The organism is Cobetia sp. PDI-12MA, from assembly GCF_059507695.1.
This window is the reverse complement of record NZ_CM183351.1, coordinates 2846279-2864769: the sequence shown is the minus strand read 5'-3', so window position 1 is coordinate 2864769 and position 18491 is coordinate 2846279. Positions and strand designations below refer to the sequence as shown.

Below are 18491 nucleotides of genomic sequence, written 5' to 3'. Positions count from 1 at the left end.
ATTTTCTACAGACTAGCATTGTTTACGTTAACGTAAAGGGGAATAGTATTTGCAGCCAACCAAGCAGATGCTAGGTTGAGTCAGATCACAGTCTCGGCTTGCCGGGTTCTGCAGGACGGCCCGGTTCTGCGAAACGGGTCTGCCTGATGACTTCGACTCTGTTGACACACTGTCTTCCTCCCAATAACAACAGCCACAGGAATGCCACGCCATGTCATCGACATCTCTCACGCCCTCTACCGGTTCACTGGATCTGCTGTCACGCCTGCGCGCCGTCGTCGCCGGTGACGGCGCGCCGCTGGTGCTGCCACAGCTGATCAATGGTCAGTTTGTCGAAAGTCGCGCCGATCAGCACCTGAGCGTCACCAACCCGGCCACCAACGGCGAGATCGCCCGCGTGCCCCTGTCACCGCTGAGTGAGCTGGATGAGGCGCTGGACCACGCCGAACAGGCCTTCCAGCGCTGGCGCAACACGCCGGTGCCGACCCGCGCCCGTCTGATGCTCAGCTATCAGCATCTGCTCAAGCAGCATCATGACGAGCTGGCCGAGATCATTTCCCACGAGCTAGGCAAGACCTTCGAGGACGCCAAGGGTGATGTGTGGCGCGGCATCGAGGTGGTCGAGCATGCCGCCAACATCCCCAGCCTGCTGATGGGCGAGACGGTGGAGAATGTCGCCACCGGCATCGACAGCTATTCCGTGACCCAATCGCTTGGGGTTTGCCTGGGGATCACGCCGTTCAACTTCCCCGCCATGATACCGCTGTGGATGTTCCCGCTGTCCATCGCCTGTGGCAATGCCTTCGTGCTCAAGCCCTCCGAGCAGGTGCCGCTGACCACGCTACGGCTGGCGGAGCTGTTCATGGAGGCGGGGGCTCCCGAGGGCATATTGACCGTGGTGCAGGGCGGGCGCGATCAGGTCAATCATCTGCTCGCCCACGAGATTCCGCGCACCGTCAGCTTCGTCGGCTCGGTGCCTGTGGGGCAGCACATCTATCGCACCGCTACCGACAACCTCAAGCGCGCCCAGTGCTTCGCCGGAGCCAAGAATCACATGGTGATCATGCCGGACGCTCCGGCGGACCAGGTAGTGAATGCGCTGGTCGGTGCCAGTGTCGGCGCGGCGGGTCAGCGCTGCATGGCGATTTCGGTGGCGGTCTTCGTCGGTGATTCGAAGGCCTTGATCGAGCGGGTGCGCGATGCGCTGGCCGAGGTGCGCCCGGGCGCCTGGGATGACAAGGGCGCCAGCTACGGGCCGCTGATCTCGCCGCAGGCGCTGGAGCGCGTGACCGGCTGGATCCAGCAGGGCGAGCAGGAAGGTGCCGAGCTGCTGCTGGATGGCCGCGGTGTCTCGGTGGCGGGCTACCCCGACGGCAACTGGCTGGGGCCGTGTCTGTTCTCCAGGGTGACGCCGGAGATGGTGCTCTATCGCGAGGAAATCTTCGGACCGGTGCTGTGTTGCATGGAGGCGGCGGACCTGTCCGAGGCCATCGAGCTGATCAACAACAACCCCTACGGCAACGGCACCTCCATCTTCACGCGCTCCGGCGGCGCGGCGCGGCGCTTCCAGAACGAGATCGCGGTCGGTCAGGTCGGCATCAACGTGCCGATTCCAGTGCCGCTGCCGTTCTTCTCCTTCACCGGCTGGCGCGGCAGCTTCTTCGGCGACCTGCATGCCTATGGCAAGCAGGCGGTGCGCTTCTATACCGAGACCAAGACGGTGACGGCGCGCTGGTTTGATGACGCGCCGGCGGAGGGCAATCAGCCCAACTTCTCTATTCAAATGCGCTGAGCCGCTTTGACAGGCCCGGGCGGTAGACCCGGGCCGACAGAACAAGGACAACAGGAGGCAGCTGCATGAACTTTTCGCTGACCGATGACCAGCGTGCCCTCCAGGAGGGGGCGCGTGCCTTCGCGGATGCCGAGCTTGCCCCGCATGCCGCCGAGTGGGACGCCACGGCCCACTTCCCCATCGAGACACTTCGCAAGGCGGGCGAGGCCGGCTTCATGGGGCTTTACGTCCCCGAGGAGCACGGCGGCCTTGGCCTGCCGCGCCTCGACAGCTCCATCATTCTCGAGCAGCTGGCGACTGGCTGCATCTCGACCACCGCCTACATCACCATCCACAACATGGTGGGATGGATGATCGCCAGTTTCGCCACACAGAGCTGCCGCGAGCAGTGGGTGCCGGCGATGGTGGCGGGCGACAAGCTCGGCTCCTACTGCCTGACCGAGCCGGGCAGCGGCAGTGATGCCGCCAGCCTGCGTACCCGCGCCAAGCGTGAGGGCGATGACTACTATCTGAGTGGCTCCAAGATGTTCATCTCCGGTGCCGGCGCCACGGACGTGCTGGTGGTGATGGCGCGCACCGGCGAGCCGGACAGCGGCGCGGCGGGTATCTCGGCCTTCGTGGTGCCGGCTGACGCCGAAGGCATCAGCTACGGCAAGAAAGAAGACAAAATGGGCTGGAACAGCCAGCCGACCCGGCTGGTGAGCTTCGATCGTGTGCGGGTCCCGGCGGCCAATCGTCTGGGCGAGGAGGGCGAGGGCTTCCGCTTCGCGATGAAGGCGCTGGATGGTGGTCGCATCAACATCGCCACCTGCTCACTGGGGGCGGCCCAGAAGGCGCTGGAGCTGTCGCGGGATTATCTCGGCGAGCGCAAGCAGTTCGGGCGCGAGCTGGCCCAGTTCCAGGCTCTGCAGTTCAAGCTGGCCGACATGGTCACCGAACTGACCGCGGCGCGCACCCTGGTGCGGCTGGCGGCCTTCAAGCTCGATGAGGGCGACGCCGAGGCCAGCGCTCACTGTGCGATGGCCAAACGCTTCACCACCGACATGGGTTTCGAGGTCTGCAATCAGGCACTCCAGCTGCATGGCGGCTACGGTTATATCCGCGAGTACCCGTTGGAGCGGCTGGTGCGTGACACCCGTGTGCACCAGATTCTGGAAGGCACCAACGAGATCATGCGTCTGATCATCGCGCGCCGTCTTCTGACCCCGGGCATGATCGAGTCGCTGGCGTAACGCCACCTCCACTTCATTTGTCATTGGTTACCATCTTTCAGGGAGTTACATGATGTCATCCAGTCAAGGGCCATGCCTCGTTCTCGAGAAGGATCGTCATATCGCCCGGGTCACCATCAACAACCCGCCGGCCAACACCTGGACGGAAGCTTCCTTGATCGAGCTGGAGCAGCTGCTCGACGAGCTGGAGGGCGATGGCAGCATAAGTGCCGTGGTGATCACCGGTGAGGGGGACAAGTTCTTCTCTGCCGGTGCCGATCTCAAGACCTTCGCCGATGGTGACAAGGGCGTCGCCGCCACCATGGCGCGCCGCTTCGGTCTGGCCTTCGAGCGGCTCGCCAACTTCCCGGGCGTGACGATCGCCGCCGTCAATGGCTACGCGATGGGCGGCGGGCTCGAGTGCGCGCTGGCCTGTGACATGCGTATCGTCGAGCGTCAGGCCCGGCTGGCGCTGCCGGAGGCCAAGGTGGGGCTGTTGCCGTGCGCGGGCGGCACCCAGCACCTGCCGTGGCTGGTCGGCGAAGGCTGGGCCAAGCGCATGATCCTGTGTGGTGAACAGGTGGACGCCGAGACCGCCGGTCGCATCGGGCTGGCCGAAGAGATGGTCGAGACCGGCGAGAGCCTCGAGCGCGCGCTGGCGATCGCCGAGAGCGTCGCCAACCAGAGTCCGAGCGCAGTGGCACGTTGCAAGGCGTTGATCATGTCGTCGCGCCATCGCGGCATGAGCGATGGCCTGCGCATGGAGCGCGAGCTGTTCGTCGAGCTGTTCGATGACCCCAACCAGAAGGAAGGCGTGAGTGCCTTCCTCGAGAAGCGCGCCCCGCAATGGGTCTCGCGTCAGGAAGAGGCGAAGGAAGGAGGGCGCTCATGAGCCAAATAGAAGGTGTCACCGCCAGGGCCGCGACCGAGGTCGAGGCGCCTGTGGTGTTCGAGACGCGTCGCGCCCGCGACGGCAAGCAGCTGGGCATCGTGCGTCTGAACGCGCCGCGCTCGCTGAATGCGCTGTCGCTGGCCATGATCGAGCGCATCGAGGCGCAGCTGGATGTCTGGGAGCTGGACAGCAGCATCGCCATGGTGTGGCTGGAAGGTGCCGGCGAGCGTGCGCTGTGTGCCGGTGGCGATATCGTGGCGCTCTATCAGGCGATGACCACGGCGCCTGCCAGTGAAGGCGAAGACCCCCTCGAGGCGCTGGATGATTTCTTCGCCACCCGGTATTTCACTGCCGAATATCGGCTCGATCACCGGCTGCATACCTTCCCCAAGCCGCTGCTGGTGTGGGGGGGCGGCATCGTGATGGGTGGCGGCATGGGGCTGTTCGCCGGCGGCTGTGAGCGCGTGGTCACCGAGAGTTCGCGACTGGCGATGCCGGAAGTCAGCATCGGCCTGTACCCGGATGTCGGTGCCAGCTGGCTGCTCAACCGCCTGCCGCGTGGCATCGGAGAATATCTCGGCGTGACCGGCGCACAGCTGAATGCCCGCGATGCGCTGGATCTGGGGCTTGCGACACGCCTGATTCCCGATGAGCAACGCGAGGCGCTCAAGCAGGCGCTGTGCGAGGGGGAATTCGGTCGTCACCCGTCGCGTCATCTGAGCCAGGTGCTGAGCGAGTTCGAGCGCCGCGAACTGGCACCGCCGGGGCAGGTGCTGCCGCTCTTCGATCACATTCAGCAGCTGGTCGCCGGGCGCGAAGTGCTGAAGGCCTGCCAGCGGATCCTCGATGATCCCCAGGCGCGCAGTGACTGCAACGCGTGGCTGAACGCCAACCGCGAGCGTCTGCTGGCCGGCTGCCCCAGCTCACCGCATCTGGTATTTCGCATGCTGGGGCGCCATCGCCACTCCTCGCTGGCGGAAGCCTTCCGCGACGAGCTGACCCTGTCGGTGCGTTGCTGCATGGGCACCGAGCTTGCCGAAGGGGTGCGCGCCCTGCTGATCGACAAGGACAAGCAGCCGCAGTGGGCCTATGCCTCGATCGCCCAGGTCTCCGAGGAATACATCGATGGCTTCTTCGCACCGCTATGGGAAGAGGATGAGCATCCGCTGATGGACCTCTGAGCGCGCTTTTCAGCAAAGGCGGCAGGCGCAGACTTGCTGCTGTACGCCAATGACAACAAGAATCTGTTCACAAGGAAGCATTGCCATGACATCCATCGGTTTCATCGGACTCGGCAACATGGGCGGGCCCATGGCGCTCAATCTGGTCAAGGCTGGCCATGCGGTAAGGGTCTTCGATCTGGTCGAGTCGGCCATGAGCGAACTGGTCGAGGCGGGCGCCACCCGCGCGGCATCTCCCGGCGAGGTCGCTGAGGGGGCCGAGGTATTGATCAGCATGCTGCCGGCCGGCCAGCACGTGCGAAAGCTCTATCTGGGTGACAAGGAAGACGGGGCGGGGGGGCTTCTGGCCACGCTCGACGCCTCGGTACTGGTGATCGACGCCTCGACCATCGCGCCGGATGATGCCCGTCTGGTCGCGCGCCACGCCGCCGAGCGTGGCATCACCTTCATGGATGCCCCGGTGTCCGGCGGGGTCGGTGGTGCGCGTGCCGGCACGCTGAGCTTCATCGTCGGCGGCGAGGCCGACGGCTATGCGCGTGCCATGCCGCTGCTGGAAGTGATGGGCAAGAATCTGTTCCATGCAGGCCCGGCCGGCAGCGGTCAGGTCGCCAAGATCTGCAACAACATGCTGCTGGGTATCCTGATGAGCGGAACCGCCGAGGCGCTGGCGCTGGGGGTCAAGAACGGGCTGGACCCGGCCGTGCTCTCGGAGGTGATGAAGCAGTCATCCGGCGGCAACTGGGCGCTCAACGTCTACAACCCCTGGCCTGGGGTGATGGAGGCGGCGCCGGCCTCCAATGACTATCAGGGTGGTTTCCTGGTCGACCTGATGGCCAAGGATCTCGGCCTTGCCTGGGAGATGGCGCTGGGCTCGAAATCGGCGGTGCCAATGGGCTCCCAGGCGCGTAATCTGTTCGCCCAGCATGCCGCCCAGGGCGCAGGGCGCCTCGATTTCTCGAGCATCCAGCGCTTCTATCGCTGCGGCGAGGCGGAGGCGTGAACTGTCACGTCGCCAGTCGCTGACAGGCATCCCAGGACAACATCATCTGCAAGGAGCACCCCATGATTCGACCGGTCAGTGAGCTGGTGGCAGCCGCCGAGATGGAGATCGAGACCCTGTCGCCCCGTGAGCTGCGCGAGGCGCTGGAAAAGGCCCGCGCTGGCGGCACGCCTCTGACGCTGGTGGACATCCGCGATGTGCGTGAGCTGGAGCGGGAAGGGCGCATCCCCGGCGCCATCCACGCGCCGCGCGGCATGCTGGAATTCTGGGTCGACCCGGCCTCGCCCTATCACCGTGCCGACTTCGCGCGCGAAGGGCGCTATGTGCTGTTCTGTGCCGGCGGGCTACGCTCGGCACTGGCCACCAAGTCGCTCAAGGACATGGGCTTCGGGCCGGTGGCCCATCTGGGTGGCGGCTTCGCGGCCTGGCGTGAGGCGGGGGGAGAGGTCGTCTCGCCCTTCATGCAGGGCAACTGATGCCGCGCGGGGAGGCTCGGCGCGATCCAGCGTTGCCCCTCACCTGACACGCTGATGCTTTACACTGTTCGACCCCGCTGGCGCCTCGCCGGTCGGGGTCGTTTTCTGTCCGGAGCCTGTATGCCTGACCCTGCTACCCCTGTCACCCCCAAACATGCCTCGTCTCGGCGTGGTACGCGTGATCTGCTGCGTGACCCGATTGCCTCGACGCTGGCCCGCATGACGGGGCCGGTGATCGGCGGCATCGTCACCATGATGCTGTTCAACCTGGTGGACGCCTGGTTCATCGCCCAGCTGGGCACCGCGGAGCTGGCGGCGGTGACCATGACCTTCCCGGTCATCTTCGGCGTGATCAGCATCGCCATCGGGCTGTCCATCGGCACCACCGCAGTGGTGGGGCGTCGGTTGGGACGAGGCGAGCTCGAGACCGTCAAGGCGCGCACCACGGATTCCAGTCTGCTGGGGCTGCTGCTGGGGCTGGTGATGCTGGTGTCGGGGCTTGCCAGCATCGAGCCGCTGTTCGGGCTGCTGGGAGCCGATGACACCCTGATGCCGCATATCCGCGACTACATGCAGGTGTGGTATTTCGGCGCGCCCTTCGTGTTGCTGCCGCGTGTGCTGGGCAGCGTGCTGCGCGCCGAGGGCAATACGCTGGTGCCTTCGCTGGTGATGGCGGCGGCGGGTGTACTCAATGCGCTGCTCGACCCGCTGCTGATCTTCGGTATCGGTGGCTGGCAGGGCATGGGCGTGGCGGGTGCGGCGCTGGCCACGGTGCTGTCGTGGCTTGCGATGACGCTGGGCTTGCTGGCATTGCCACTACTGCGCGCGCGGCTCGATTTTCGTCACCTGAGCGTGATGCGGCTGGTGACGTCATGGCGCGAGATCGGGGCGATCGGTCTGCCTGCCGCGTTGACCAGCGTGATGACGCCGATTGCCACCGCGTTGGTCACACGTATCGTCAGTCAGCATGGCCACGCAGCGGTGGCGGCTTACGGTATCGGCTCACGCATCGAGTCGCTGGCCCTGATTCTGGTGCTGGCGCTGTCCATGACGCTGTCGCCCTTCATCAGCCAGAACGATGGTGCCGGGCAGCAGAAGCGCGTGTGGCGCGCCATCCATGGCGTGCTGGCCTTCATTCTCGTCTGGCAGCTGGTCGTCTGGTTGGGACTCGGGCTGGGCGGCGAGTGGATCGCGGCGCGTTTCGCCGAGAGTCAGGAGGTCGCGGGGCTGGTCAGTACCTATCTGTGGCTGATTCCCGCCGCACTCGGGGCCCAGGGTGTGATCATTCTCGCCAATTCCAGCCTCAATGCGCTGCACAAGCCACGCCGCGCGATGATGCTCTCGCTGGTGCGTCTGTTCGCCTTGCTGGTGCCGCTGGCCTGGCTGGGCGGCGCTCTGTATGGCGTGATCGGCATCTTTGCCGGGGTAGCGACAAGTTACCTGTTGATGGGTGGCATCAGTTATCTGGCGCTGCGTTCGGTCCTCAGGCAGCGGGCCTGAGCCTGGTATCGAGAAGCCGCTGTCGTGACGAAAAAGCCGCCGTACCCTCTCGGGTCACGGCGGCTTTTTCATGCCTGGCTTTCAGCGCCTCAGGCGGCTGTTTTCCAGTGCCTCAGGCGGTTGTTTTCCAGTGCCTTAAGCGTCTTCATACTTGCACAGATAGGCGGACTCGACCGTGGTGCGCACCTCGAAGCTCTGGTTGGCTTCGACGATGAAGCTTTCGCCGGCGGCGAGCTGATACCACTCTTCCGCGCCCGGCAGCAGTACCTGCATGTCGCCGCTGATCAGGGTCATGTATTCGCGTTGACTGGTGGAAAACACGAATTCGCCGATGGCCATCACGCCGACCGTGGCAGGAAGGTCTGCGCTCTGGAAGGCGATGGAGGCCACCTGGCCGTCGAAGTAGTGGTTGGTGTTGAACATAGGAGGACTTCCTGGGTGAGTAGCGCTGTTGTTGTGGTCGATGTCTGTCGTCGTGGCCGACGTGTGTCGTGTTGTTCGATTAGTGATGACCTGGCGTCGAGGTCAGCGCGGTGAGAAGCGGCGCGCCAGGCCGGTCTCGGCGATCATGCGCGTGGAGATCTCTTCGATCGAGAAGCGCGTGGTATCGATGTAGGGCACCTTGGAGCGGCGGAAGAGTGCCTCGGTCTGCTCGACTTCCTGCAGACACTGGTCGATCGAGCAGTAGCGGCTGTTGGGGCGACGCTCGGTACGGATGGCGGCCAGACGGCGCGGGTCGATGGTCAGCCCGAACAGCTTGTGACGATATTGCGCCAGTGAGGCGGGCATCTTGAGGGTGCCGGACTCGTCCAGGTCATCCTCGGTCAGTGGATAGTTGGCCGCGCGGATACCGAACTGCAGCGCCAGATACAGCGAGGTCGGCGTCTTGCCGCAGCGTGAGACGCCGATGAGGATGACGTCGGCCTTGTCGTATTGATGCGTGCGCGCGCCATCATCGTTGTCGAGGGCGAAATGCACCGAATCGATGCGATTCATGTAGACATCGTCCTGCCCGATGGAGTGGGTCTTGCCGACGCTGTAGGACGAGTGGGTGTCCAGTTCCTCTTCCAGCGGCTTGAGGAAGGTCGAGAAGATGTCGACCTTGAAACCGGAGGACTCGGAGATGATGTCGCGGATGTTCTGGTCGACGATGGTGTCGATGATGATCGGGCGCTCGCCGTCGTTGGCATGTGCGCTCTCGATGGCCTTGACCAGTGCCGTCGCCTTTTCGGCCGAATCGATGTAGGGCTTGGTCACCATGCGGATGTCGGTATTCTCGAACTGGGCGAGCAGACTGCGTCCCAGTGTCTCGGCGGTGATGCCGGTGCCATCGGAAATGAAGAAGGCGGTTCGGGTCATGACGGGCACTCGTGAAGAACGAATCGAAGACACCAGCCCGCTCAGGCTGTTGCCCCGTGAAGATCCCAAGTGTCGGTGTTCACTGTCGCGCTTGCAATATCCGGCACAGGGCCAGTGGCGCGATATGAGAAATCCCGTGTTCCCGTTCTCCACCAAAGCGCCTCATGACTACATTCCTGTAGCGGCCATCTCTGGCTTGTCGACATGTTCGCCGACGATGGGGGCAGAACGTCTGGAACAGGCTCAGGGTTGTAGTCCTCCTCCACTGACTAGCCGGTTAGACCAATGGCTAATGCTAGAGAGAGCTTGTTAGGGTGGCGTCATTGCTGAACGGAAGGCGGTTCATCGTCCTCCATCGGTCACTCGTTTCCATCCATTGGTACCAGGGGGTTCCCTTGTCACAGCAAGCCACATCCGAATACGTCGTCGATTTCGATCAGCTCGGCATGAACGATGTTGATCGCGTTGGCGGCAAGAACGCCTCGCTCGGTGAGATGATCTCCAATCTGGCCGATGCCGGTGTCACCGTGCCCGGCGGCTTTGCGACCACCTCCTATGCCTATCGCGAGTTTCTGGCTCACGAAGGCCTCGACAAGCGTATCAATGCCGCCCTCGATGCCCTCGATGTCGATGACGTGGTCGAGCTGGCGCGCGTCGGTGCCGAGATTCGTCAGTGGATCATCGATACGCCGCTGCCGCCGGCCTTCGAGACCGAGATGGAGCGTGCCTATGCCGAGCTTCAGGCCAGGCACCCGAACCTGAAGGTCGCCGTGCGTTCTTCCGCCACCGCGGAAGATCTGCCCGACGCCTCCTTCGCCGGTCAGCAGGAAACCTTCCTCAACATCGAAGGCTTCGACAACATCAAGCGTGCGGTTCACGAGGTGTTCGCGTCACTGTTCAACGACCGCGCCATTTCCTACCGCGTGCACAAGGGCTTCGATCACTCACTGGTCGCGCTGTCTGCCGGCGTACAGAAGATGGTGCGCTCCGAGACGGCCGCTTCCGGCGTGATGTTCACCCTGGACACCGAATCCGGCTACCGCGACGCCGTCTTCGTCACCGGCTCCTGGGGCCTGGGCGAGACCGTGGTGCAGGGCGCGGTCAATCCTGACGAGTTCTACGTCCACAAGAGCACGCTGGCCGCCGGCCGCCCGGCGGTACTGCGCCGCAACCTGGGCTCCAAGCTGATCAAGATGGTCTACACCGACGACACCAGTGCGGGTCGCTCCGTCGAGACCGTCGACGTGCCGGTGCCGGACCGCCACCGTTTCTGCATCAGCGATGCCGATGTCGAGGCACTGGCGCGACAGGCCATGATCATCGAGAAGCACTACCAGCGTCCGATGGACATCGAATGGGCGCGTGATGGTGACGACGGCAAGCTCTACATCGTCCAGGCGCGTCCGGAAACGGTCGTCAGCCAGGAAGAGGGCGGCAACCTCGAGCGCTTCCAGCTGCGCGAGAAGGGCCGCACTCTGGTCACCGGACGTGCCATCGGCCAGCGTATCGGCCAGGGTGCGGTGCGCGTGATCGACAACCCGGAGCAGATGGACAAGGTGCAGGTCGGCGACGTGCTGGTCACCGACATGACCGATCCGGACTGGGAGCCGGTCATGAAGCGCGCCTCCGCCATCGTCACCAACCGTGGTGGACGTACCTGCCACGCGGCGATCATCGCGCGTGAGCTGGGTATCCCGGCCGTGGTCGGCTGTGGCGACGCGACCTCGGTGCTCGCCGAAGGCCGCGAAGTGACGGTCTCCTGCGCCGAAGGCGATACCGGCCACGTCTATGACGGTATCCTCAACTTCGATCGCACCGTCACCAGCGTCAACGAGATGCCGGAGATTCCGTTCAAGATCATGATGAACGTCGGCAACCCGGACCGCGCCTTCAGCTTCTCGCGTCTGCCGAATGCCGGTGTGGGGCTGGCGCGTCTCGAGTTCATCATTAACCGCATGATCGGCGTGCACCCCAAGGCGCTGCTCGACTACGCTACCCTGCCCATCGATCTGCAGCAGACCATCGATGCGCGCACTGCAGGCTACGCAAGCCCGGTCGACTTCTACGTCGACAAGCTGGTCGAGGGCATCTCCACCCTGGCGGCCGCCTTCCACCCCCAGAAGGTCATCGTGCGCATGTCGGACTTTAAGTCCAACGAGTACGAGAATCTGATCGGCGGCAAGATGTATGAGCCGGGCGAAGAGAACCCGATGCTGGGCTTCCGTGGCGCCTCGCGCTACGTGTCCGACACCTTCCGTGACTGCTTCGATCTGGAATGCCGTGCTCTCAAGCGCGTGCGTGACGAGATGGGGCTGACCAACGTCGAGATCATGGTGCCCTTCGTGCGCACCACCGGCGAGGCGGGGCAGGTCATCAAGCTGCTGGGCGAGAATGGTCTGGTACGCGGCGAGAACGGCCTGCGAGTCATCATGATGTGCGAGCTGCCGACCAACGCGCTGCTGGCGGATCAGTTCCTCGAGCACTTCGATGGCTTCTCCATCGGTTCCAACGACCTGACCCAGCTGACCCTGGGGCTGGATCGCGACTCCGGCATCGTCGCTCACCTCTTCGATGAGCGTAACCCGGCGGTCAAGCAGCTGATGTCGATGGCGATCCGTGCTTGCAAGGCGCAGGGCAAGTATGTCGGCATCTGTGGTCAGGGGCCGTCGGATCATCCGGAGCTGGCCAAATGGCTGATGGAAGAGGGCATCGACAGCGTCTCTCTCAACCCGGATTCCGTGCTGGAAACCTGGTTCATGCTGGCGGACAAGGAGCTGGTATGACCCAGACTCTCCACGACGGTGACCTGACACGCTGAGGCGCAGACGGTCGTTGTCACCCAGGGCGCCCATCGCACTCGACGTGCGGTGGGCGCTTTTCGTTTCGTGCCTGAAACCTGAAAGATTGGTCAGCTCAAACATTAGACCAATGGGGGAGAGTGCGGCCCAAAGACGTCAGTTAGTAATAAATAGCAACAAAACGATCTCGATTGCGCGACTAAAGGATTATCCTTCTGCCTTATGTAAAAAAGGCAGTCATTTATAATCCCAGCCACCCTGCTGACCACAATATTCATGGTGCCTATGAATCCAAGGTAACCATGAGTCCAAGGTGACCATGAGTCCTTGGTGACCATGACGGCAGGCCTCACCGGTAGCCAGCAGCGCGGTGGCACGCAACAACCGACCTTTCAGACACAATCCAAGGTAGTCGTAACGTGAAACAGTCTTTATGGAAAAACATCGGCGTCCAGGTCGTCATCGCCATGATCCTGGGTGCCGGTGTCGGGGCTTACATGGGCGAAGACGCCTCGATGTTCGCGCCACTGGGTGAGCTGTTCATTCACCTGATCAAGATGCTGGTCGTGCCGCTGATCGCGGTCTCCATCGTGTCGGGAGCCGCCAATCTGGGTGACAGCCCTTCCGCCGGCAAGATCGGTATCTCCACCTTCGCCTTCTTCATGCTGACCTCTGCCGTGGCCGTGATGCTGGCGCTGGTGATGGGGCATGTCTTCCAGCCGGGCAGCGGAGTGGACCTGGAAAGCGCCAAGGGCATGTTCTCCAATGCCTACGCTGACAAGGGCAGCGTGCCAGGCGTGATGGACACCATTCTTGGCATGGTGCCGACCAATATCTTCGGTGCACTCACCGATGCCAATATCCTGCAGATTCTGGTGTTCTGCCTGTTCCTCGGCATTGGCCTGTCCAAGACCGGTGAGCGTGGCAAGCCGCTGATCGAAGGCCTGAACTCCGTCATCGAAGCCTTCGTGTGGATGATCAACGTGGTGATGCTGATCGCGCCGATCGGCGTCTTCGGCCTGATGGCGGACGCCGTCGGCACCTTCGGCTTCGATGTACTGACGCTGGTGATGAAGCTGTTCCTCGTCTATATGGGCGCCATCCTCATCTACGGCTTCGTGTTCTACCCGCTGGTGGTCAAGTTCGGCTCTGACGTGCCGCTGGGTCGCTTCATGTCCGCGATGAAGAAGCCACAGGCCGTCGCGCTGTCCACGGCGTCCTCCATGGCGACCCTGCCGGTCACCATGGAAGTCTGCGAGAAGGAACTGGGCCTCAAGAATGCCACCTCTGCCTTCGTGCTGCCGCTGGGCGCGACCATCAACATGAGCGGCAATGCCATCTATTACGGGCTGGTGGCGATGTTCTTCGCCCAGGTCTTCAATGTCGATCTCGGATTCTCCGCCTACGCCGCCATCGTGTTCACCGCGACTCTGGGTGCTATCGGCCAGGCCGGTGTACCGGGGCCGTCGTTCTTGGTGGTCGCCGTGCTGCTGGCCGCCGGTATCCCCATCGAAGGCCTGCCGCTGCTGTTCGCGCTGGATCGTATCTTCGACATGACGCGTACCGCGCTCAACATCACTGGTGACGCTGCCTGCGCCGCCGTGGTGGATCGCTTCGCGCGTGCCGATGATGCGGCTGCGGCCTCTCAGGCCAGTGCTCAAGCTGGTTCACAGGCCGCTGAGCCCGCCAGCACTCGCTGAGTCCGCGACTCTGGACGCGAAACGCCCCCGCAACCAGCCTGGTTGCGGGGGCGTTTTCATTGCGGCGCGCACAGCGGCGCGAGACGGCGACTCAGGGAGTCGGCTGGGTACGGATCAGCGCTTCCTTGGCGGTGATGACACCGTTGTTGTCGGCGTAGAGGTAGTCGCCCGGCACGATGGTGACGCCGGCGAAGGTGACCGGGATATCGCGCTGGCCTTCGCCGCGCTTGATGCTGGGGCGCGGGTAGCAGCCCAGGGCCTGCACGCCGAGGTTGGTGGCGTGGATCTCATCCACATCGCGGATGCAGCCATACATGATCACGCCGGCCCAGCCACTCTTGGCAGCCTGTTCGGCGAGCATGTCGCCCAACATCGCACAGCGCATCGAGCCGCCGGCATCGACGACCAGGACGCGGCCTGCGCCGGGCTCCGCGACGGCTTCCTTGACCAGCGAGTTGTCCTCGAAGCACTTGATGGTCACGACTTCGCCGCCGAAGGACTCGACGCCGCCGTAATTGATGAACAGTGGCTCGAGCACCTGCACGTCGGGGAACTCATCGCAGAGGTCGGGGGTGGAGATGGGATGCGTCATGTCAGATTCCTTGTGCTGGGCGGCCGAGGCGGGCCGCTTGAGGGACGGAGCGCTATGATTGCTGCAATGCCACAACCCCGAGAATGCCCGATACGCCAGGGCTTTGCATCTCTACCAAGGCCTGGCGGCAAAGTGACACCAGCGCCTCGACAGGCTAGCTGGTAGGCAAGCGGCCTGGCGGCTGGATGAAATGGTAATCAACTGAGCTGGTGATCAGCCGAACTGGTCGCAAAAGGGCAGCGGCAGGCGGATGTTGCCGGCTTGCGACGTCACAAGTAGTCAAAACGCCACTCTTGAAACACTGTTCTATATCTACCACGATGCCTCTTCAACCCATGACAGGCGCGGTCTCGCCATCAGTGTCTGGCAGGCAGCTGCCTGTGCCGCCCATTGGATCAAGGAGCAATACATGAGCAAGTCACGTCTTCTGGCCGCCCCGTTGGCTACCGTTTCCTTCGCCGCTCTCGCTCTGGCGCTCAGTGGTCATGCTCAGGCGGCTGGCAATGCCAGCGAAGGGCTCTACATCGGTGCCGGTACCGGCTTCTCCAGCCTTGAGAACGATGATTCCGATGAAGCCGGTGACTTCATCGAGTCCGGCAGCGATGACTTCGATGTGGATGATGACGACAACGTCTACAAGGCCTTCGTGGGATATCAGTACAATCCGTACTTCGCCACTGAGGCCTTCTATACCGACCTGGGCACCGTCCAGCTCAAGGGCAATGACTTCAGCAATACCGAGCTCGAGTCCAAGGCCTACGGTGTGAACGTGGTGGGTATCCTGCCCATCGGTCAGTACTTCTCGCTGTTCGCCAAGGCGGGGATGGCCAAGTGGGAAACCGATGTCGATGGCAATCTGGGCAATTCCAGCGTCGACCTGAAGGACAACGACGGCTTTGATCCGGTCTATGGCGCCGGCGCACAGGTCAATCTGGACCCGTTCCTGATCCGTGCCGAGTACGAGCGGTATGACTTCGACAGTGATTATCAGGTGGATGCCTTCACCGCCTCGGTCGGCTACAAGTTCTGAGGTAGGGCCCTTGCATCCGCTAAGCTTGTCGCAGGCATGAAAAAAACGGGCCGTCCCTTGAGGGGCGGCCCGTTTCGTTGTCTGGCATGACGCCAGTTGCATGATGCCAATGCTGCTGTCAGAGGGGAGCCATGCAGGGGGGGCAGCATGACTCCCCGCCTGATCAGGCTTCCTGGGTGACCGGAATCACGTTGGAAGCGGCGTTCTGGAACTCTTCGATCTCATGGAAGTTCAGGTAGCGATAGATCTCGCCCGCCATGGCATCGAATTCGCCCATGTAGCCCTGATATTCCTCGACAGTCGGCAGACGACCGACCACGGCCGCGATGGCCGCAAGCTCGGCAGAGGCCAGGAAGACGTTGGCGCCGTCGCCCAGACGGTTCGGGAAGTTACGCGTGGAGGTGGACACCACGGTGGACTTGGCGGCCACACGTGCCTGGTTACCCATGCACAGTGAGCAGCCCGGCATTTCCATGCGCGCGCCGGCACGGCCGTAGATGCCGTAGTAGCCTTCTTCGGTCAGCTGGTGCTGGTCCATCTTGGTCGGCGGAGCCAGCCACAGCTTGGTCTTCAGGCTACCGGCCGGCTGCTTCTCGAGCAGCTTGCCTGCGGCACGGAAGTGACCGATGTTGGTCATGCACGAGCCGATGAAGACTTCGTCGATCTTCTGACCGGCGACGTCGGACAGCAGGCGGGCATCGTCGGGATCGTTCGGCGCACACAGCACCGGCTGATCGATCTCGGAGAGGTCGATCTCGATGATCTCGGCGTATTCCGCGTCCTTGTCGGCACGCATCTGGCTCGGATTGGCCAGCCACTCTTCCATGCCCGCGATACGACGCTCGATGGTACGGGCATCGCCGTAACCGTTGGCGATCATCCACTTGAGCAGGGTGATGTTGGACTTCAGGTACTCGGTCACGCTCTCGTCGGACAGCGTGATGGTACAACCGGCGGCGGAACGCTCGGCAGAGGCGTCGGACAGCTCGAAGGCCTGTTCGGCCGTCAGATCTTCCAGACCTTCGATTTCCAGAATGCGGCCAGAGAAGGCGTTCTTCTTGTTGGCTTTGTCGACGGTCAGCAGGCCCTGCTTGATGGCGTACAGCGGGATGGCGTGGACCAGGTCACGCAGTGTGATGCCCGGACGACGTTCGCCCTTGAAGCGCACCAGGATGGATTCCGGCATGTCCAGCGGCATCACGCCAGTGGCGGCGGCGAAGGCCACCAGGCCAGAACCCGCCGGGAAGGAGATACCCATCGGGAAGCGGGTGTGGGAATCACCACCGGTGCCGACGGTGTCCGGCAGCAGCATGCGGTTCAGCCACGAGTGGATGATGCCGTCGCCCGGACGCAGGGAGACGCCGCCGCGGTTCATGATGAAGTCGGGCAGTGTGTGGTGAGTCTCGACGTCGACCGGCTTCGGGTAGGCAGCGGTGTGGCAGAAGGACTGCATCACCAGGTCGGCCTGGAAACCGAGACATGCCAGATCCTTCAGCTCGTCGCGGGTCATCGGGCCAGTGGTGTCCTGGGAGCCGACGGTGGTCATCTTCGGCTCGCAGTACATGCCCGGACGCACGCCTTCCAGGTTGCAGGCCTTGCCGACCATCTTCTGTGCGAGGGTGAAGCCCTTGCCGGTGTCCTTCGGCTGCTCAGGCAGGCGGAAGACGTCAGACGGCTCCAGGCCCAGCTCGGTACGCGCCTTGTCGGTCAGACCGCGACCGATGATCAGCGGGATACGGCCGCCAGCACGCACTTCATCCAGCAGGACCTGAGTCTTGAGGGAGAAGGTGGAGATGACTTCATCGGTGTCGTGACGGCAGACCTTGCCTTCGTACGGGTAGATGTCGATGACATCGCCCATGGCCATCTTCTCGACGTCCATCTCGATGGGCAGGGCGCCTGCATCTTCCATGGTGTTGAAGAAGATCGGGGCAATCTTGCTGCCGATGCAGAAACCGCCGGCGCGCTTGTTGGGCACGAACGGGATGTCGTCGCCGAAGAACCACAGCACGGAGTTGGTGGCGGACTTGCGTGAGGAACCGGTGCCGACCACGTCACCGACGTAGGCGACCGGGAAGCCCTTGGCCTTCACTTCCTCGATCTGGGCCAGCGGGCCGACAACGCCATCTTCCTGCGGGTTGATGCCTTCACGCGGGTTCTTGAGCATCGCGTTGGCGTGCAGCGGGATGTCCGGGCGTGACCAGGCGTCAGGCGCCGGAGACAGGTCATCGGTGTTGGTCTCGCCCGGCACCTTGAAGACGGCCAGCGAGATCTTCTCGGCCAGCGCCGGCTTGGACAGGAACCATTCGGCGTCGGCCCAGGACTGCAGCACGGCTTGGGCGACGGCGTTGCCGGCCTTGGCGCGGTCAGCGACGTCGTGGAAGGCGTCGAACATCAGCAGGGTGTGCTTGAGCTGTTCGCCGGCTTCCTTGGCCAGGCTTTCGTCGTCCAGCAGCTCGACCAGCGTGGCGATGTTGTAGCCGCCCTGCATGGTGCCGAGCAGTTTGACGGCATGTGTCTTGTCGATCAGCGGAGAAGCGGCTTCGCCACGTACGATGGCGGTCAGGAAGCCAGCCTTGACGTAAGCGGCTTCATCAACGCCCGGGGGAATGCGATTGGTGAACAGATCGAGGATGAACTCTTCTTCACCGGCCTGCGGATTCTTGAGCAGTTCGACCAGTTCTGCGGTCTGCTCGGCAGTCAGCGGCTTTGCCGGGATGCCCTGCTGGGCGCGTTCTTCAACCTGTTGACGGTAGGCTTCAAGCACGTGGGAGACCCTCATCTGTAATCGTGTCGAAATGCGCGGGCCAGTCGTCTTGAAGACGCAGGGCGGGGCACCTCGAGGCTTCTTGCGGGTAATTCAAGCGTCTTATTGCGAGCGAATCAGGCGCTACGGGGCGAATGCGAGTCTACTCAACTTTGTCGACAATGTTAAGGAGCGCTCAGTGACGGGGGCTGAG

At 63.2% G+C, this 18491-nt stretch carries 14 protein-coding genes; 10 read left to right on the top strand and 4 right to left on the bottom strand.

The genetic code is table 11. The features are described from left to right. Positions 1-211: 211 nt before the first annotated feature. The 7 genes from AC5WNI_RS12220 to AC5WNI_RS12190 all read left to right on the top strand — a co-directional run bounded on the left by AC5WNI_RS12220 (position 212) and on the right by AC5WNI_RS12190 (position 8052). Positions 212-1792, top strand: coding sequence for a CoA-acylating methylmalonate-semialdehyde dehydrogenase (locus AC5WNI_RS12220; RefSeq protein WP_285461462.1), 1581 nt, complete (start codon positions 212-214; stop codon positions 1790-1792). 65 nt (positions 1793-1857) lie between these two features. Continuing rightward, positions 1858-3024, top strand: a complete 1167-nt coding sequence (locus AC5WNI_RS12215) for an acyl-CoA dehydrogenase family protein (RefSeq protein ID WP_495928517.1) — start codon at positions 1858-1860, stop codon at positions 3022-3024. Positions 3025-3076: 52 nt separating this feature from the next. Beyond that, positions 3077-3895, top strand: coding sequence for an enoyl-CoA hydratase (locus AC5WNI_RS12210; protein ID WP_487885772.1), 819 nt, complete (start codon positions 3077-3079; stop codon positions 3893-3895). Continuing rightward, complete coding sequence (locus tag AC5WNI_RS12205) at positions 3892-5076, top strand: enoyl-CoA hydratase/isomerase family protein (RefSeq protein ID WP_487885771.1); 1185 nt, start codon at positions 3892-3894, stop codon at positions 5074-5076. Before AC5WNI_RS12210 ends, AC5WNI_RS12205 begins: the two co-directional genes overlap by 4 nt. Positions 5077-5161: 85 nt before the next feature. Beyond that, a complete protein-coding gene (mmsB, locus tag AC5WNI_RS12200; RefSeq protein WP_175088604.1) occupies positions 5162-6076 on the top strand; it encodes a 3-hydroxyisobutyrate dehydrogenase in 915 nt (304 codons plus the stop codon). A 62-nt stretch (positions 6077-6138) separates the two neighbouring features. Beyond that, on the top strand, positions 6139-6552 hold the full coding sequence (locus AC5WNI_RS12195) for a rhodanese-like domain-containing protein (RefSeq protein ID WP_487885770.1): 414 nt from the start codon (positions 6139-6141) through the stop codon (positions 6550-6552). Between the two features lie 120 nt (positions 6553-6672). Continuing rightward, positions 6673-8052: an MATE family efflux transporter gene (locus AC5WNI_RS12190; protein ID WP_487885769.1), complete on the top strand. Its 1380-nt coding sequence runs from the start codon at positions 6673-6675 to the stop codon at positions 8050-8052. Between the two features lie 135 nt (positions 8053-8187). On the opposite strand, the gene ppnP is transcribed toward AC5WNI_RS12190, so the two are convergent. Both ppnP and ppsR read right to left on the bottom strand, forming a co-directional pair. Next, positions 8188-8475 (bottom strand): pyrimidine/purine nucleoside phosphorylase, encoded by a 288-nt coding sequence (ppnP, locus tag AC5WNI_RS12185; RefSeq protein WP_166018755.1) that lies wholly within the window; start codon positions 8473-8475, stop codon positions 8188-8190. A gap of 102 nt (positions 8476-8577) precedes the next feature. Next, positions 8578-9411 (bottom strand): posphoenolpyruvate synthetase regulatory kinase/phosphorylase PpsR, encoded by an 834-nt coding sequence (gene ppsR, locus AC5WNI_RS12180; protein ID WP_043331317.1) that lies wholly within the window; start codon positions 9409-9411, stop codon positions 8578-8580. Between the two features lie 395 nt (positions 9412-9806). Between ppsR and ppsA the strand changes: the two genes are divergently transcribed. Together ppsA and AC5WNI_RS12170 are read left to right on the top strand one after the other, a co-directional pair. Further along, complete coding sequence (gene ppsA, locus AC5WNI_RS12175) at positions 9807-12194, top strand: phosphoenolpyruvate synthase (RefSeq protein ID WP_282627779.1); 2388 nt, start codon at positions 9807-9809, stop codon at positions 12192-12194. A 434-nt stretch (positions 12195-12628) separates the two neighbouring features. Next, positions 12629-13909: a dicarboxylate/amino acid:cation symporter gene (locus AC5WNI_RS12170; RefSeq protein ID WP_495928516.1), complete on the top strand. Its 1281-nt coding sequence runs from the start codon at positions 12629-12631 to the stop codon at positions 13907-13909. 91 nt (positions 13910-14000) lie between these two features. On the opposite strand, the gene rraA is transcribed toward AC5WNI_RS12170, so the two are convergent. Further along, positions 14001-14501 carry a ribonuclease E activity regulator RraA gene (gene rraA / locus AC5WNI_RS12165; RefSeq protein WP_043331314.1) on the bottom strand — a complete coding sequence of 167 codons (501 nt, stop codon included), beginning with the start codon at positions 14499-14501 and terminating at the stop codon, positions 14001-14003. Positions 14502-14910: 409 nt separating this feature from the next. Here rraA and AC5WNI_RS12160 point away from each other — a divergent pair, with 409 nt between their 5' ends. Further along, entirely contained in the window at positions 14911-15531 is a 621-nt protein-coding gene (locus tag AC5WNI_RS12160; RefSeq protein WP_284892873.1) for a porin family protein, read from the top strand. A gap of 163 nt (positions 15532-15694) precedes the next feature. On the opposite strand, the gene acnB is transcribed toward AC5WNI_RS12160, so the two are convergent. Then, positions 15695-18298: a bifunctional aconitate hydratase 2/2-methylisocitrate dehydratase gene (gene acnB, locus AC5WNI_RS12155; protein WP_285461485.1), complete on the bottom strand. Its 2604-nt coding sequence runs from the start codon at positions 18296-18298 to the stop codon at positions 15695-15697. Positions 18299-18491 lie beyond the last annotated feature (193 nt).

What these genes read in the sequence shown, in the direction of transcription:
- AC5WNI_RS12210 (WP_487885772.1), top strand. Translation starts at nt 3,077, where the DNA reads ATGTCATCCAGTCAAGGGCCATGCCTCGTTCTCGAGAAGGATCGTCAT.
- AC5WNI_RS12195 (WP_487885770.1), top strand. Translation starts at nt 6,139, where the DNA reads ATGATTCGACCGGTCAGTGAGCTGGTGGCAGCCGCCGAGATGGAGATC.
- AC5WNI_RS12190 (WP_487885769.1), top strand. Translation starts at nt 6,673, where the DNA reads ATGCCTGACCCTGCTACCCCTGTCACCCCCAAACATGCCTCGTCTCGG.
- rraA (WP_043331314.1), bottom strand. Translation starts at nt 14,501, where the DNA reads ATGACGCATCCCATCTCCACCCCCGACCTCTGCGATGAGTTCCCCGAC.
- AC5WNI_RS12205 (WP_487885771.1), top strand. Translation starts at nt 3,892, where the DNA reads ATGAGCCAAATAGAAGGTGTCACCGCCAGGGCCGCGACCGAGGTCGAG.
- AC5WNI_RS12220 (WP_285461462.1), top strand. Translation starts at nt 212, where the DNA reads ATGTCATCGACATCTCTCACGCCCTCTACCGGTTCACTGGATCTGCTG.
- mmsB (WP_175088604.1), top strand. Translation starts at nt 5,162, where the DNA reads ATGACATCCATCGGTTTCATCGGACTCGGCAACATGGGCGGGCCCATG.
- AC5WNI_RS12160 (WP_284892873.1), top strand. Translation starts at nt 14,911, where the DNA reads ATGAGCAAGTCACGTCTTCTGGCCGCCCCGTTGGCTACCGTTTCCTTC.
- ppsR (WP_043331317.1), bottom strand. Translation starts at nt 9,411, where the DNA reads ATGACCCGAACCGCCTTCTTCATTTCCGATGGCACCGGCATCACCGCC.
- AC5WNI_RS12215 (WP_495928517.1), top strand. Translation starts at nt 1,858, where the DNA reads ATGAACTTTTCGCTGACCGATGACCAGCGTGCCCTCCAGGAGGGGGCG.
- ppnP (WP_166018755.1), bottom strand. Translation starts at nt 8,475, where the DNA reads ATGTTCAACACCAACCACTACTTCGACGGCCAGGTGGCCTCCATCGCC.